At 46.0% G+C, this 16518-nt stretch carries 16 protein-coding genes and 1 riboswitch; of the genes, 14 read left to right on the top strand and 2 right to left on the bottom strand.

What is annotated here, in order from left to right; translation table 11 throughout:
- Window positions 1-71: 71 nt before the first annotated feature.
- The 7 genes from resA (at window position 72) to ACW5MY_RS10715 (ending at window position 7824) form a co-directional block, all read left to right on the top strand.
- Complete coding sequence (gene resA, locus ACW5MY_RS10745) at window positions 72-611, top strand: thiol-disulfide oxidoreductase ResA (protein ID WP_013352720.1); 540 nt, start codon at window positions 72-74, stop codon at window positions 609-611.
- Window positions 608-2236, top strand: a complete 1629-nt coding sequence (gene resB, locus ACW5MY_RS10740; protein ID WP_013352719.1) for a cytochrome c biogenesis protein ResB — start codon at window positions 608-610, stop codon at window positions 2234-2236. The genes resA and resB overlap by 4 nt, the downstream gene beginning before the upstream one ends.
- Before the next feature lie 18 nt (window positions 2237-2254).
- Window positions 2255-3430, top strand: a complete 1176-nt coding sequence (gene ccsB, locus ACW5MY_RS10735; RefSeq protein ID WP_013352718.1) for a c-type cytochrome biogenesis protein CcsB — start codon at window positions 2255-2257, stop codon at window positions 3428-3430.
- 81 nt (window positions 3431-3511) lie between these two features.
- The gene (gene resD / locus ACW5MY_RS10730) at window positions 3512-4234 is read left to right on the top strand and encodes a DNA-binding response regulator ResD (protein WP_003153397.1); all 723 of its coding nucleotides are present in this window, start codon (window positions 3512-3514) and stop codon (window positions 4232-4234) included.
- Entirely contained in the window at window positions 4231-6012 is a 1782-nt protein-coding gene (locus ACW5MY_RS10725) for an ATP-binding protein (protein ID WP_013352717.1), read from the top strand. Before resD ends, ACW5MY_RS10725 begins: the two co-directional genes overlap by 4 nt.
- Window positions 6013-6203: 191 nt before the next feature.
- Window positions 6204-6788, top strand: a complete 585-nt coding sequence (gene sigX, locus ACW5MY_RS10720; RefSeq protein WP_013352716.1) for an RNA polymerase sigma factor SigX — start codon at window positions 6204-6206, stop codon at window positions 6786-6788.
- Window positions 6724-7824 (top strand): sugar dehydratase, encoded by a 1101-nt coding sequence (locus tag ACW5MY_RS10715; RefSeq protein ID WP_457851317.1) that lies wholly within the window; start codon window positions 6724-6726, stop codon window positions 7822-7824. The genes sigX and ACW5MY_RS10715 overlap by 65 nt, the downstream gene beginning before the upstream one ends.
- A gap of 44 nt (window positions 7825-7868) precedes the next feature.
- Here ACW5MY_RS10715 and serA read toward each other — a convergent pair whose 3' ends face one another.
- Window positions 7869-9446: a phosphoglycerate dehydrogenase gene (gene serA / locus ACW5MY_RS10710; protein WP_013352714.1), complete on the bottom strand. Its 1578-nt coding sequence runs from the start codon at window positions 9444-9446 to the stop codon at window positions 7869-7871.
- 207 nt (window positions 9447-9653) lie between these two features.
- Window positions 9654-9788: riboswitch (FMN riboswitch) on the top strand.
- Window positions 9789-9934: 146 nt separating this feature from the next.
- On the opposite strand from serA, the gene ACW5MY_RS10705 reads away from it, so the two are divergent.
- Complete coding sequence (locus ACW5MY_RS10705) at window positions 9935-10507, top strand: ECF transporter S component (RefSeq protein ID WP_289393701.1); 573 nt, start codon at window positions 9935-9937, stop codon at window positions 10505-10507.
- A gap of 138 nt (window positions 10508-10645) precedes the next feature.
- On the opposite strand, the gene ACW5MY_RS10700 is transcribed toward ACW5MY_RS10705, so the two are convergent.
- The gene (locus ACW5MY_RS10700) at window positions 10646-10894 is read right to left on the bottom strand and encodes a ferredoxin (protein WP_003153403.1); all 249 of its coding nucleotides are present in this window, start codon (window positions 10892-10894) and stop codon (window positions 10646-10648) included.
- A 269-nt stretch (window positions 10895-11163) separates the two neighbouring features.
- Here ACW5MY_RS10700 and ACW5MY_RS10695 point away from each other — a divergent pair, with 269 nt between their 5' ends.
- The 6 genes from ACW5MY_RS10695 (at window position 11164) to ACW5MY_RS10670 (ending at window position 16518) form a co-directional block, all read left to right on the top strand.
- Window positions 11164-12222 (top strand): YpbB family protein, encoded by a 1059-nt coding sequence (locus tag ACW5MY_RS10695; protein ID WP_289393700.1) that lies wholly within the window; start codon window positions 11164-11166, stop codon window positions 12220-12222.
- Window positions 12215-13705 (top strand): RecQ family ATP-dependent DNA helicase, encoded by a 1491-nt coding sequence (locus ACW5MY_RS10690; protein WP_289393699.1) that lies wholly within the window; start codon window positions 12215-12217, stop codon window positions 13703-13705. Before ACW5MY_RS10695 ends, ACW5MY_RS10690 begins: the two co-directional genes overlap by 8 nt.
- 14 nt (window positions 13706-13719) lie before the next feature.
- Window positions 13720-14307 carry a CPBP family intramembrane glutamic endopeptidase gene (locus ACW5MY_RS10685; RefSeq protein ID WP_193350362.1) on the top strand — a complete coding sequence of 196 codons (588 nt, stop codon included), beginning with the start codon at window positions 13720-13722 and terminating at the stop codon, window positions 14305-14307.
- Window positions 14285-15061, top strand: coding sequence for a LysM peptidoglycan-binding domain-containing protein (locus ACW5MY_RS10680; protein WP_193350361.1), 777 nt, complete (start codon window positions 14285-14287; stop codon window positions 15059-15061). The genes ACW5MY_RS10685 and ACW5MY_RS10680 overlap by 23 nt, the downstream gene beginning before the upstream one ends.
- 63 nt (window positions 15062-15124) lie before the next feature.
- Entirely contained in the window at window positions 15125-15583 is a 459-nt protein-coding gene (locus ACW5MY_RS10675; protein WP_013352708.1) for a YpbF family protein, read from the top strand.
- Window positions 15584-15669: 86 nt separating this feature from the next.
- Window positions 15670-16518 carry a metallophosphoesterase gene (locus tag ACW5MY_RS10670; protein ID WP_289393697.1) on the top strand — a complete coding sequence of 283 codons (849 nt, stop codon included), beginning with the start codon at window positions 15670-15672 and terminating at the stop codon, window positions 16516-16518.

The following is a 16518-nucleotide window of genomic DNA, read 5'->3' as shown; positions in this document are numbered from 1 at the left end:
TTCAAAAATTACAAAACGTGAAGATGATATAATTGAATGGATTTGCAGGCAGGGGAGGGGAGCAGTGTACAATGAACAAAAAACGGCGGCGTTTATTCATTCGGACCGGCATCCTTCTCATCTTACTCTGCGCGCTCGGATATACCATCTATAACGCTGTTTACACAAACGGCGAGCGTATATCTGAGGGGTCCAAAGCCCCGAATTTCGCGCTGAAAGATACAGAGGGCAGAAACATAGAACTGAGTCAGTTAAAAGGAAAAGGTGTTTTTCTGAATTTCTGGGGAACGTGGTGCGAGCCTTGCAAGCAGGAATTCCCCTATATGGAAAACCAATATAAGTATTTTAAAGACCTCGGTGTAGAGGTGGTTGCGGTAAATGTCGGCGAATCAAAAATTGCAGTACATAATTTTATGAAAACATACGGCGTCAATTTCCCGGTTGCGCTTGATACTGACCGGCAAGTGCTGGACGCGTACGGCGTATCGCCTATACCGACGACTTTTTTGATCAATCCCGACGGAAAAGTCGTGAAAGTGGTGACCGGCACGATGACAGAACGCATGGTTCATGACTATATGAATTTAATTAAGCTGGAGGCGTCTTCATGAAAAAGGTCAAATGTGAATGCGGGCACGTGAATCCAGCCGGAACAGTTTTGTGCGAGTCGTGCGGGAAGCCTCTTGATGATCAAAAGTCGCCGCTTGCCGATATGCGGTACGACGGCAGCGCAAGACGTTCGCAAACATATAACAAAACAATCGTAGATAAAGTATGGAATTTCTTTTCTTCCGTTAAAGTCGGAATATGGCTGATCGTCATTACTCTGGCGGCTTCAGCATTCGGCACGGTTTTTCCGCAGGAAGCTTATCTGCCGCCGGGCGCCCAGCCGGATACATATTATGAACAGCAGTACGGTATAATCGGCAAAATCTATTATCTGCTGGGATTTCATCACCTGTACGGTTCATGGTGGTATATGCTCCTGATCGCATCCATCGGCATATCACTTGTCATCTGCAGCCTGGATCGGGTGATTCCTCTGTACAGAGCGCTGAAAAATCAAGGAGTTCAGCGGAATCCGGTCTTTTTGAAGAGGCAGCGTCTATACAGCCGGACGGAAACCGGTCTGAGCGCGGAGGCGGCTGATGGCATCAGAACACGTTTGAAAAAAAAGCATTATAGAGTGCGAGAACAAGAGGGAAGCATTCTGGCGGAAAAAGGGCGCTTTTCAAGGTGGGGGCCCTACGTCAATCATATCGGCCTGATCATTTTTCTGATCGGAGCCATGCTGAGGTTTGTCCCGGGGATGTATGTCGATGAAACCCTCTGGGTCCGTGAAGGCGAAACCGCCCAGATTCCCGGCACTGACGGCAAATATTACTTGAAAAACAATCGGTTCACCATGCAGACATATAACAAAAACACTGAGAAAAAAGTATTCGCCGACGCCATTGACAGAGCCGGAAACGGCAAAGTCGCCAAATCCTTCAATACGGATGCAATTTTGTACAAGAGGGAAGGCGACATTGTATTCGGTGAAAAGCCGAAGCTTAAAAGAGTCAAAGAAAACAATATCCGCGTCAATGAACCGCTGCGGTTCGACTCCTATTCCGTGTATCAGGTGGACTATAAAGAAAACCAGCTCGATCAGATGGTGTTTCAGCTGATCGACCAAAAAACAAAACAGTCATTCGGCAGACTGAAGATCAATCTTCTTGATCCAGACACGGACTATGATCTTGGTAACGGTTACAAAGTGCAGATCGCCAGTTATCTTCCTGATTTTTATTTTAACAAGGACGGAGAACCGAGCACGAAAACGAAGGTTCCGAACAATCCGGCTTTTGTCTTTAAAGTTACGGCTCCTGACAAGCCGAAAGGGGAGAAAAGCTTTGTTGCGATTCAGCAGACTGTTGAAGGTTCCGCGAATAACAAGTACAAATTAAAATTCGACCACGTGGAAACGAAAAACATTACAGGACTCACCGTCAGAAAAGATTTAACCTTATGGGTGCTTGCCGTCGGCGGCGCGATTTTTATGATCGGCGTCATTCAAGGAATGTACTGGCAGCACAGAAGAATCTGGATCAAAACCGGTGAAAATGAAGTGCTTGTGGCGGGTCATACGAACAAAAACTGGTTCGGTTTGAAAAAGGATATTGAATATGTTCTTAACGGGACCGGGATTAAAGAGCCGGCCGATCAAAAAGAACTGGTCAAAAATCAGGCCTAATGAAAAAGGAGTGGTGTCATGGCGGAGCTGAGCGCAAATTTTCTTTATGCTGCCTTTTTGATTTATTTAATTGCCGTCCCGGTTTTCGGCGGCGCCATCCGGGGAACAAAAGGTGCAAAGGACGGTAAGGGCCGCTGGTCGGCAATCGGAATCACGTTAACCATTCTCGGATTTATTTGCCATCTCGGCTACTTCATTGCGAGGTGGTCGGCAAGCGGACACGCGCCTGTCAGCAATATGTTTGAATTTACCACGTCATTCGGCATGATGCTTGTTCTCGCTTTTATTATTATTTACTTTATTTACAGACTGCCGTCTTTAGGCATGTTCACATTGTCTATCGCGCTGTTGCTTATTGCATACGCAAGCATGTTTCCGACCGACATTACGCCGCTTATTCCGTCACTGCAAAGCAATTGGCTGTACATTCACGTCACGACGGCGGCGCTCGGGCAGGCGATTCTTGCGATCAGCTTTGTAGCCGGAGTCATTTTCCTGTTAAAGCATGTCGATCAGTCCAGACCGGGCAAAAAAACGTTCTGGCTCGAAGTCATCATGTTTATCCTCGTGACGACCGTGGCATTTATCGCCGTCACGTCGGCATTCCGGCTGGCGGACTACAAAGCCGAATTTAATTGGGTGGATAAAAAAGATGCCAAAAGCGTCATGGTATATGATATGCCTGCGCTTGTCGGTCCGCATGAAGGAGAACTGCTTACAGAAGGCGCAATGAAGCCGTTTGTTGAGCTCCCGGCCATTTTTTCAGGCAGAAAGGTTAATACGGTGATCTGGTCGTTTGGCGCAGGTCTCGTCTTATACGGCGCGCTCAGGCTGATATTCAGAAAGAGAATCAGCGCTCTTTTAAGCCCGCTCGTCAAAAATGTGAATCTCGACTTGGTAGATGAAGTCGGCTACCGCGCCGTTTCCATCGGATTTCCGGTATTTACACTCGGCGCGCTTGTGTTTGCGATGATTTGGGCGCAGCTTGCATGGACGCGTTTTTGGGGCTGGGACCCTAAGGAAGTATGGGCGCTGATCACCTTTTTATTTTACGCAGCATACTTGCACTTGCGGCTGTCAAGAGGCTGGCATGGCGAAAAATCGGCATGGCTCGCCGTCATCGGCTTTGCCATTATTATGTTTAACTTAATTTTTGTAAATCTCGTGCTTGCCGGACTTCATTCGTACGCATAGATGCCGAAAGCCGATACAGTTCTCAAGCCGCCGCACAGTTTGTTAAAATGAAAGTAACAGAAGGAAAGCAGGGGGAAAACGATGGATCAAACAAATGAAACTAAAATATTAGTAGTAGATGATGAAGCCAGAATTCGCCGCCTTTTAAGAATGTACCTTGAACGGGAAAACTATGTGATTGAAGAAGCGGAAAACGGCGATGAGGCCATTAAAATGGGGCTGGCCTCAGATTATGATCTGGTGCTCTTGGATTTAATGATGCCGGGAACAGACGGAATAGAAGTATGCCGGCAGCTCAGAGAAAAAAAAGCGACGCCGATTATCATGCTGACGGCAAAAGGGGAAGAAGCCAACCGCGTTCAGGGGTTTGAAGCGGGTACGGACGATTATATCGTGAAGCCTTTCAGCCCGAGAGAAGTGGTGCTTCGGGTAAAGGCGCTTTTAAGAAGAGCTTCTCAAACATCCTATCTGACAGCAAATACGCCGACAAAAAATGTGCTCGTTTTTTCACATCTTTCCATCGATCACGATGCTCACAGAGTGACTGCGGACGGCACGGAAGTGAGCCTGACGCCGAAGGAATACGAACTGCTGTATTTTCTGGCGAAAACACCGGACAAAGTGTATGACAGAGAAAAGCTTTTAAAAGAAGTATGGCAGTATGAATTTTTCGGAGACCTTAGAACGGTGGATACCCATGTAAAACGGCTCCGTGAAAAATTAAACAAAGTATCTCCGGGAGCGGCGAAAAAAATCGTCACCGTCTGGGGAGTGGGTTACAAATTTGAGGTAGGCGCTGAATGAAGTTTTGGAAAAGCGTAGTAGGAAAGCTTTGGTTTACCATTCTTTCACTCGTATTAATTGTTTTATTTATTTTAACGGTGCTGCTTCTCGAATTCATAGAGAATTACCACGTAGAAGAAGCGGAAAAAGATTTAACGCAGCTTGCCGATAAAATAGCGGTCATTATAGAAAATCATGAAGACCAGCCGCTTGCCAGATCCATCACGTGGGAGCTGGCGGACAACTTAACGAGCATCGCGATCATTCAGGATGATCAGCACGTCTGGTATTCGCCGAATGACGATAATCATTTATCATCTATTACATTGGAGCAGATCAAACGCGACCGGGATTTGCACAAGGCGCTGACAGACCGCAAAAAAGTAAGCAAACGCGCGGCGCCCAATGATGCCGGTTCCGATAACGAACGGCTGATCGTCGGCGTGCCGTATGAAAAAGACGGCAAAAAAGGCATGGTCTTTTTATCTCAGTCGCTGCTTGCCGTCAAAGATACGACGAAACATACGACACGGTATATCTTTCTTGCGGCGGGAATTGCCATCGTTTTGACAACGTTTTTCGCGTTCTTTTTATCCAGCAGGGTGACGTACCCGCTTCGGAAAATGCGGGAAGGCGCCCAGGACTTGGCGAAAGGGAAGTTTGATACAAAAATTCCGATTCTGACTCAAGATGAAATCGGGGAACTGGCCATTGCCTTTAATCAGATGGGCCGGCAGCTCAATTTCCATATCAACGCGCTGAATCAGGAAAAAGAACAGCTGTCGAATATTTTAAGCAGTATGGCAGACGGGGTCATCACCATTAATATCGACGGCACCATTTTGGTGACGAACCCGCCGGCCGAACGTTTTCTGCAGGCTTGGTATTACGAGCAGAATATGAACATTAAAGAAGGAGACAACCTTCCTCCTGAAGCAAAAGAGCTTTTTCAAAATGCCGTGAGCACAGAAAAAGAGCAAATGATTGAAATGACGCTTCAAGGAAGGTCATGGGTTTTATTGATGTCGCCTCTTTATGCGGAATCACACGTCCGCGGCGCCGTGGCCGTGCTCCGTGACATGACCGAAGAGCGCAGGCTTGATAAATTGCGTGAAGATTTCATTGCCAATGTCAGTCATGAACTCAGAACTCCGATTTCTATGCTGCAAGGATACAGTGAGGCAATAGTGGACGACATTGCAAGTACCGAAGAGGAGAAAAAAGAAATCGCGCAGATCATTTATGATGAATCCCTTCGCATGGGCCGGCTTGTCAATGACTTGCTGGACTTGGCCAGAATGGAATCCGGACATACGGGTCTGCACTATGAAACGGTGAACCTGCATGAATTTCTGGAGAAGATTTCCCGCAAATTTTCCGGGGTAGCGAAGGAAAAAGGGGTTTCGCTCACAGAAGACATTGCGGTGTCTCAGCCGGAGTGTGTCTTTGACGAAGACAAAATGGAACAGGTGTTTACCAATCTTATAGACAACGCGCTGCGTCATACAGAGTCAGGCGGAAGCGTTCATATCGCGGCTCAGACCGTAAAAGACGGACTGAAAATCGATATTAAAGATTCCGGCTCGGGAATACCTGAAGAGGACCTGCCTTTTATTTTTGAACGTTTTTATAAAGCGGACAAGGCGAGAACAAGGGGCAGGGCGGGAACCGGACTCGGGCTCGCTATCGTAAAAAATATCGTGGAAGCGCACGGCGGCTCAATTGCGGTGCACAGCAGCATCGACAAAGGGACGGCGTTTACATTTTATATTCCGACAAAAGTGCAGGATGGCGTCTGAAATTGACGAACAATCTTGTTCCATACGAAACACCCGCAGAACATGCGGGTGTTTTTTTGTTAATTTCCCCTTTAAAAATTTAAGAATATGTTAATATAAATTCCCTTCCAAATTCCAGTTTCTCGTAATATAGTTGTAATGTAACTTTTCAACGCATTTATACGACAAAAAAGTGAACGGAGGGGCTTCCCATGGAAGAAACCTTTCAGATATTATATGATGCATATCATCAAGATTTATACCAATTTTTATTTTATATGGTAAAAGATAAAACACAGGCTGAGGATTTGGCGCAGGAAGTGTATATCCGCGTCTTGAATTCCTATCATACATTCGAAGGTAGAAGCAGTGAAAAAACATGGCTGTTGTCCATCGCGCGCCATGTGGCGATTGACTGGTTCCGCAAGCAGCAGACGATCAGACAGCGTATTATGGGTACGTTTGATTGGGATACACAAGATGTCAGAGATCAGCATTTGCTTCCGGACGAACTCGCCGTACAGCATGAAAATGTCCGGGAAATTTATACCGCGCTTGATCACTGCACCATTGATCAAAGAGCTGTTATTATCTTGAGATTTATTCAGGGATATTCCATTCAGGAAACAGCTGCCGCTCTCGGCTTCTCGGAAAGCAAAGTCAAAACGACCCAACACAGAGGGCTCAAAATACTTCGGAAACAGATGGAGCTTTTGAGGGAGGAGCTAATGGATGATGAAGTCATATTGGAACGAAGAAAGAGTAGAGGAGTTGTTAAGACAACTTCCGGCGGTTAGAGATCATCGTTCACCAGAGGCCATTTACCGGAATATTGAAACGGGTAAACAGTATAGAAAAAAACCGGCCCGAAGCAGGATCGGCCCCGCAACAGCCGCCATCTGCGCATTGTGCATCGCTCTGATTATATCTCCTCACCTGCTGACAAGAAACGAATCTTCCGGTGATCTTACAGCTGACAGCAGTCAGGCTGAAAAAGCCAGTCAGTCAGCTTCAGTCAAGCCGGAACAGAAGACGTTTGTCGTCTCAAACCAAAACAAAAACAAATACATTACGTTGGCGTTTGCCGATTCAGAAACATCCGCCGTTATTCCGATCAGTTTTGAAAAAAGGAAGCCCGACGAATCGGTTTCAGAGGCTTTATCCGAGGCAGAAAACCTGGAAGTGCCCGAATCTTTCCTGTCTGTACCCCGGCTTTTGGACGGTGTTCAAGTAAGTGCGGATAAGAAGGATCTGCTTGTACAAGTAAACGGACGGCTATCAATTGAATCAGTGGCCGAAGCTGATTTATTGAAAAAGGTGCTGAAAGAGACTTTGACCTGGAGTCCTTACGAGCGGATTAAAATGACAAAGATTCAAAATGGAGCAGGACAGGATCTTTATAAAGCATACGGTATTGCCGCTGAGATGTCCGTACATAAGCAGGCAAAACGGGCGTATTTTTCTTACCGTGACAATCTGGGACAAGAGTATCTCATTCCGTCGGAACAAACCTATTCTTCAGTAGAGCAAGCCATTGACGGAATGAAAACAGATAAAGACTCACAGACCGCAGGCGTCATTGAAGCAGATGCGATTGCATCAGTATCCGAAATTAAAAACGGCCGGCAGCTGCAAATCCAATTGTCCGAAAAACATACGGTGGAAGATTCGCTAGAAGGGATTTTAATGATCGAAGGACTTTTGTTAACCGCGAAGGAATTCGGTTTTTCTGAGGTGCTGTTCACACATGCGCGTGCAAAGAAAGTCGGTAATTATGATGTGACAAAACCAATCGCTGTGCCTGCCGCGCCTAATCCGCTTCCCATCCATTAAACGTTAAAAACCCAAAACATTTATATGTTTTGGGTTTTTGTCTGTTACGGAAGGTCAATCAATTTAACTGAGACAATATCCTGAATTGAAGCCAGCTCATTGACGACTTTATCATCCAGGTGTTTATCAAAAGAAAGCATCATAATGGCTTCTCCGCCTTTTTCTTTACGGCCTACCTGCATGGTGGCGATATTGATATCGTTATCGCCGAGGATGCGTCCGACGCGTCCGATTACGCCAGTCGTATCCTGATGCTGGATATATACGAGGTGGCCGGCAGGATGTAAGTCAATATTAAAGCCGTTCAGTTCAACGATTCTTTCACCGAAGTGAGGGATATACGTAGCCGTTAACGTAAAGGTGCTCCGGTCTCCGGTCACTTTTACGCTGATGAAGTTATCATATCCTGATTCATTGGAGGAAATCTTTTCGCTGAAGCTGATTCCGCGTTCTTTTGCGACACCGCCGGCATTCACTTCATTGACCGTTGAGTCTACACGCGGTTTTAAGAAGCCGGACAGCAGGCTTTTTGTAATAAACGATGTTTCAAATTTGGCGATGGTGCCTTCATATTGAATCGCAACATCTTTGACGGGTTCCTTCATACATTGTGACACGAGACTTCCGATTTTATCGGCAATTTGGTGATAAGGCTGAATTTTTTTGAATTCATCCTTCGTCATCGCTGGCAGGTTGATCGCTGACATGACAGGCAGGCCTTTTGCAAATTGAAGCACTTCTTCAGAAACCTGCGCCGCAACATTCAGCTGTGCTTCTTTCGTTGAAGCGCCTAAGTGAGGTGTGGCAATCACTAACGGATGGTCGGGAAGTTTAGATTCAACAGGCGGCTCCACTTCAAACACGTCAAGCGCAGCGCCTGCGACATGCCCGCTTTCCAGTGCTTCCAAAAGCGCCGCTTCATCAATGATTCCGCCTCTTGCGCAGTTAATAAGGCGGACGCCTTTTTTCGTTTTGGCGATGGTCTCTCTATTAAGCAGTCCTTTTGTTTCCTTTGTTAAAGGCGTGTGAACGGTAATGATATCCGCACTTTCAAGCACTTCTTCGAAGGTCCGGCTGTTTACCCCGATTTTGCCGGCTCTTTCTTCGGTTAAGAACGGATCGAACACATGAACCGTCATACCGAACGCTCTTGCGCGCTGGGCGATCTCGCTTCCGATCCGGCCGAGACCGATAATTCCCAGAGTCTTTCCGTAGAGTTCCGCCCCGACAAAAGCCGTCCGGTTCCATTCTCTAGATTTTACTGAGATATTGGCTTGCGGGATGTGTCTCATTAATGAAGAAATCATCGCGAATGTATGCTCTGCCGTTGAAATCGTGTTTCCGTTTGGCGCATTTATCACGATAACTCCATGTTTTGTGGCCTCATCGATGTCGATGTTATCCACCCCGACACCGGCTCTGCCGACGATTTTTAAAGAGGTCATTTTTTCAAACAATTCTTCGGTTACTTTCGTGGCACTGCGGACTAACAGGGCATCAAAGGTATGTAATTCATCTTCTGCATCCGCGACGTTTTTTTGAACAATTTCTATAAAGTCTGATTCCATCAGCGGCTTTAAGCCGTCATTGCTCATCTTATCTGAGACCAAAACTCGAAACATTGTTAGATTTCCTCCTAGTTTAGCTGACTAAATATCTGATAATTTATCATATTCTCAATAGAGTGTCAATGCGTATTGACGCAGTAAAGGAGAAAAGGAAACCGCTCATTCAGTTAAAAAATGAGTTTCGCCAATATTTTATATAAAATTGAGCAGTTCGCTATACAATTGCAATGTGATCATATATAATGTGAATAAATTCATAAGATCAATCTTCGGGGCAGGGTGAAATTCCCTACCGGCGGTGATGAGTATCATACTCTAAGCCCGCGAGCTGCTTCGGCGGCAGGATCCGGTGAGATTCCGGAGCCGACAGTATAGTCTGGATGGGAGAAGATGGAGGTTCAGCAGACGTTTTGATGCTCATATCAAACGTTTCTTTGCTAAGCCTTAGTAAACTCCCGCTTTTTTATAAAAGCGGTTTTTTTATTGAGGTGTAAAGAACCTTTCCTCTTTTCGAGAGATTTGATCGAAAAGGAGAGAGCATTGTGAAAGTAAAAAAATTAGTTGTTATCAGTATGCTTAGCAGCATTGCCTTTGTGCTTATGCTGTTAAATTTCCCGTTTCCGGGTCTGCCGGATTACTTGAAAATTGATTTCAGTGACGTTCCTGCAATTATCGCCATTTTGGTTTACGGGCCTGCGGCGGGGATTGCGGTTGAAGCGATTAAAAATATTCTGCAGTATATCATTCAAGGAAGCATGGCCGGCGTGCCTGTCGGGCAGGCGGCCAATTTTATCGCGGGGACGCTGTTTATCCTGCCGACGGCGTTTATGTTTGAAAAACTCAAGTCTGCAAAAGGGCTTGCGGTGAGCCTGCTGGCCGGAACCGCGGCGATGACTGTTCTGATGAGTATTTTGAACTATATTCTCATCCTGCCCGCGTATACTTGGTTTTTGCATTCACCGGCACTGTCAAACAGCCAGTTAAAAACAGCGGTTGTTGCGGGAATTCTGCCGTTTAACATTGTGAAAGGCATTATCATCACCATCGTATTTACGTTCATCTTTACGAAGCTTAAACCTTGGATTGAGCAAAAACGCAGCGTTCAAACACAATAATGACTGAAAGCGTCCGCCTCGTAAAACACAGGCCGGGCGCTTTTTTTTGTTTGTTGGATCGGCAAAAAAATAAGACTCCGGCCGATAACAGCCGGAGTCTTATTCACGTATAAAGCTCCTCTCACGGGGAGGGCTTTTCTATTCGTATTTCAGCGGGTCGCCTTCAAACGGTTCATCCGCAACTTTGATTGAATCAGTAGGGCATCCTTCAAATGCGTCAATCATATCTTCTTCCAGCACTTCCGGAACTTCGACGACACCTTTATTTTCGTCAAGCGTAACGAATGCAATGCCTTCATCATCATAATCATAAATGTCTGGTGCCGCAGCTCCGCAAGCGCCGCATGCAATACACGTATCTTTATCTACGATTGTGTACTTTGCCATGAAAAAAACCTCCCAGATTGTTCGTGTTGGAACAAATGGTTTACCTTATATATTTTTAAATATAACACCTATTCCTCTTACTTATTGTAATGATGTTGGTGTCAAATTTCAACAGAAAAATGATTGAGAATGCTTATCACATAAGGGATTCTCTATAGCAGTTCCCCCTAAAAGATGACTTTAAACGTCAAATTTATATGAAAATCTGTTAAAATAAAAAGAACAAAAAAACGAAACTTGTTGAGAGAAGAAATGTAGGTGTGTTGAGATTGGCGATAAACTACTTTGATACCGTGGTTCTCGACTGTCTGGACAAAATAGACGGCGAACGGACTCCGAGTGCCGTGTTTCATTTATTAAAAGGAAAAAAGTCGTCTCAAACCATTCAGGATGCGGGCTTATTTCAGATCGCTAAATATTTCGGCATGGCTTCACAGTGCGAGCGCGGCGATATTGCTGCTTCGATGCATAAACTCACCGGGGACTCATACATTACAGTCGGAAAAGAAGAGGGAACGTGGAAAGTGACTGCACGCGGCGTTCAAAAGCTTGAACAGGCGTTTGCCGAGCGGCCTTGGCCGAAGCACTGCCACGGCGCGAATTATCAAACGCCGGCCGTCATCCTGTGGAAGCGGCTTTCCCTGCTCATTCAAGTCCTGTCAAACAAAGAGCATCAATACAGTCAATATATCCCGGTTACAAACGATGTACAGACGCTGAGATGGGTCAAACGGTTTATGCGGAAAACCAGAGATGTCAAAGAACTCTCCGTCCAAATGCATGACACGCTGTTTCAGCTTCTGCAAGGCGTGAGTGAACGGCAGGCGCTTATATTCGTCTATTCTCTAACCTCATTCGACAGAATAGGCAGCACCAATAAGCAGCTCGCTCTTCAGCTGAACGAAGATGAATGGTATGTGTCCGTTCAGTTTTGGGGAGCGGTACATTATGTTATTCAATCGCTTCCGCAATGTGCACACCCAGCTCTGCGCGAACTGTTGTCCGACCTTCAGTCGGAAAGCGCGCTCACACAGTCTGCCAGAAAAACCTATGAGCTTTTGGAAAAAGGGTTTCCGATTGAACGGATCGCCGCAATCAGAAATTTAAAAACCGCCACAATCGAAGATCATATCGTAGAAATATCGCTGCATCAGCCTGCATTTTTTATAGAACAGTACATTTCTGAAGAGGAACAGCGTATGATAACGGCATTTGCAAAACAGCAACAAACGAATAAAATTAAACGGATTCGCGAAGGAATGCAGATGCGCTTCAGCTATTTTCAGATCAGGCTGGCGCTGGCAAAGACGGTGAAACAGCATGACTGAGCTGCACAAAGCTTTATACCGGAATTTTGGTCTGCATTCGTTTAAAAAAGGGCAGGAAGAAATCATCACCAGCGTGCTTCAAAAGAAGGATACGATTGCCATGCTTCCGACAGGCGGGGGGAAATCATTATGCTATCAGCTTCCGGGTTACATAATGGACGGGCTGGTACTGATTATTTCACCTCTTCTTTCATTAATGGAAGATCAGGTGCAGCAGCTGAAGGCGAAAGGAGAAAAGCGGGTTGCGGCATTAAACAGCATGCTGAATTCTGACGAGCGGCATTTTATCCTCAGCAACATCAGCCGTTACAAATTTCTTTATATGTCTCCTGAAGCCCTCTCGTCACCTTATGTGCTGAACCGTTTGAAAAACGTCCCGGTCAGTTTATTTGTCATTGATGAGGCTCATTGCATATCAGAGTGGGGACATGATTTCAGGCCTGATTATTCAAAGCTCGGACCTTTCAGGCAAGCACTCGGCAAGCCGCCTGTATTGGCGCTGACCGCGACAGCGACGAAAGAAACGCTCAGGGATGTGGCGGATGTGCTCGGACTTGAGCATGCGGTGCGCCATCTATATTCGGTCAACCGGCCGAATATTCTCTTGGCGGTTGAACATGTGGCTGATAATGCCGAAAAAATCAGCAGGGTCACAGAGCTTGCCGAAAAGCTCGAGGGCCCGGGCATCGTATATTGTCCGACCAGAAAATGGGCGGAAGAGCTTGCGGCCGAGCTGAACGAAAAAACGGGAAAGCGGACGGATTATTATCACGGGGGAATGGATACAGGCGACAGGATATTAATTCAGCAGCAATTTATCCATAACCAGCTTGATTGCATTTGCTGCACCAATGCGTTCGGCATGGGTGTGGATAAGTCTGATATCCGCTTTGTTATTCACTTTTATCCTCCCCAAACGGCCGAGGCCTTTATGCAGGAAATCGGAAGAGCGGGCCGCGACGGAAGCCCGAGTGTCAGTATTTTGCTGAGAGCGCCGGGCGATACCGAGCTTCAGCAGCAGATTATTCAGACAGAAAGTTTGTCCGGTTACGACCTGGAAGGCATTCTGGCCGTCATACGGGACGCCGGTACGAGCGATGAGCGAAAGCTTCGGGATGTTCTGATAAGCAAGGGCGTTCAGGAAACACAGGCGCGAACGGCCATCCACCTGTACCTGCAAGGAAAAACCACTAAAGAGCAGCTGCAGGAAGAACTGACATGCCGCGTGGAAAAGAAGCTGCATAAAATGAACCGCTTTTCGGCGTTATTGGAGCGGAAAGAATGTATAAGAGAAGCGCTATTAGCTTACTTTGATGAATCGTATGAGCCTGAAAGTCAAACCGGGCAATGCTGCAGCAGCTGCGGAATTGATCTGGCCCCATACGAGCAAAAAGGAGAACGGAAAAACATGGAGCGGTTTGAAGATTGGAAGCTGGAATTAGACCGGATTTTCGGTTTAGAGTCTGCGGGTGAGTTCAGCTGAAACGGCAAAGCGAATTGATCCATCAGCTCTCAGACCGGGAGATTGTTATACAGCTTTATGCCACCCAATTGCTCATATTGGCGGCTTCTGCTGTCATCGGCTTTTTCTGTTTCACCGATATTCACGATTTTTTAAAGCTGTGGCATATACGTGACGATAATATCATATGGTACGGTGTAACTCTTGCTGTCCTTGTCATTTTTGCCGATCTGGCGGTGATGAAATGGTGTCCTTCGCATTTATATGATGACGGCGGTATTAATGTATTGCTTTTTAAGAAAAGGCCGGTATTGCACATTTTGTTTTTGACGCTTCTCATTGCGTTCAGCGAAGAGATTTTATTCAGAGGCGTTCTGCAGACACATATCGGCTTATTGGCGGCCAGCTTTATTTTTACCGTGCTTCATTTCAGATACTTGGCGAAATGGCTTCTGTTTATTATGGTTGCGGGCATCAGTCTTTTGCTGGGGCTTATCTATGAATGGACCGGCAATTTATTCGTTCCGGTTACAGCACATTTTATTATTGATGCGGTATTTGCCTGTCAGGTCCGTTTTCAATATGTTAGGAGGGGTTTGCATGACGGAAATGTCAAGAGTTGAAAGAAAAAAAGCTCAGCAGCTGCGTGCCGAGCAGCAGATTGCCGCGGCCGCGGATGAACAAATTGAATATCTTGAAGACAGCCTCCCGACAAGACAATCTGTAAAAGAGGAGCGTAAAAAAAAGGAAGAGCAGGAGAAGGAAAAAACCAAAACAAAAACGCCGCTGTTCACTTTTCTGACCGTCCTGTTTATTGTTGTGACAATCGGTGTCTTTTTCGGTCTTCTGTATATGACAAACAGCAGCAGATTTGACCCGAAGGATTATGAAGATGTCTTTATAGACCACAGTGAAAGCGCGCCTGCCGTAATTCCGAAAGGGGATGTGCAGAAAGAAACATCAGAAACCGCTCTTTTAAAAAAGCCGGAAAAAAAGTCTGAGGACAAAGAAAAGAAAGAAGCGGCTACATCTGAAAAAACGAAAGAAAAACCGAGTGAAAAAACACCGAAAAAAACGGAAACAGCTTCAGAAAAACAGGTAAAGCCGACAGAAACCGAATACGCGGAGACAAAACAGCAGTCTCCGCCGGCTGTCCGTGAAAAGCAAGTTCCGGCTGCCGGCAGTGATCAAGAGGAGACCGTCCAGCAAAAAGTGCGGACCGTCCAGCATACTGTCCAGCCGAAAGAAACGCTTTACCGCATTTCAATGAAATATTATAAAAGCCGTGCAGGCGAAGAAAAAATCCGCAGTTACAATGGGTTAAACGGAAACGATGTGTATACAGGCCAGGTTCTGAACATCCCGCTTTCCGAATAAATACATATTTTCACCGCGGCTTTCATATAGTGTACCAATGAAAACGGACAAGGTGTGAAGCGAATGGATTCTTTATGGAAGCAATTAGACCGATTTGCTGACGGACCGACGAAACAAATGCTTCAGGCGCTGGTTAAACGGAAATTAAAATACGAAAATTATGCCAAGCAATGCCGAAGATGGCAGTGGGCGTCCCTCGTTTGCTTTTCCCTGATGTGCGTACTGCTGATTTTTAAAAGCTTCAATGCCCCTCAAGCTTCTCCGCAGCTGATTCTGCAGGAAATATTAGGCCATACGGTTTATTTGTGCTGGATTATGGCTTCCGCTTTTGCGTACTGCACTTCTTATTATTTTAAAAAAAAGGAAGAAAAAGCCGAGGGTGAATTTCATAAGCTGAGATGTGAAATTATCCAAAAAAGCACGGATTTATGGCCACAGCCGGAAAAATGGGGGGCGAGAGAATCTGTTTTTCACCTGATGAAACATCGGTATGATATCAATCTTTATTTTGAAAGCAAATAAAAAGAGGCGTTTTCCGGAAAGGATAGAAACGTCTTTTTTTGTTTGTCCGTCTAATGTAAGACAATGACAGAATGGAGAGTGCGTTTATGAAGCTTACAGCGGGAATTCTTGGCTCATTGGCGGGAGCGGCTGCGGTGATGGCGGCCGTCATGTACAAAACGGCAAACGGCAGCCACCTGAAAACACATACATTTACGCTTGATAAAATGAAAGGGATGAAGCCGCTCACCATCTTTTTTATATCTGACGTGCACCGCCGTTTAATTGATGAAAAGCTTCTCCGGGAAGCATCAGTTTATAAGCCGGATGCCGTTTTGCTCGGCGGTGATTTGGCCGAAGGCGGAGTTCCATACGCCAGAATCGAGGAAAACATCAAACGTCTGACTGCTCTTGCGCCTGTTATTTATGTGTGGGGAAATAATGATTACGAGGTCAGCCAGCAAAAATTGCTTTCTCTTTTTCAGGCATATAAAGTGATCCCGCTGAGAAATGTATCGGTTCAGTTTGCTTATAAAGGGGAGACCGTTACGATCTGCGGGGTGGATGATATCAGAATGATGATGGATGATTACGAATCTGCAATCAGACATACGGACGAAAACAAAGTAAACCTTCTGCTATGCCATAACCCGGACATTCATGAGCAGATGAATGAGTCTGACGGTATTGACGCTGTGTTCAGCGGCCATACGCACGGCGGCCAAATCCGTTTCGGCCGGTTCGGGCCGTATGAATTGGGCGGGACGGGAACGGTAAAGAAAGCGCATTACCTGATCAGCAACGGCTACGGGACGACAAAAGTTCCGCTGAGGCTCGGAGCGAAACCTGAGACGCATATCATCACCCTTTGCGGACCGAGCCGTTTTCCTGAAACAAATCCGGCCGAGGCGATAAAAAACGGCATTCTGCTTGTCTTCCCGCTGTACACGGTGTAA

This window comes from Bacillus sp. Bwzl_19, assembly GCF_054900515.1.
The sequence above is the reverse complement of the archived record's forward strand: the minus strand, read 5'-3'. Positions and strand labels throughout refer to the sequence as shown.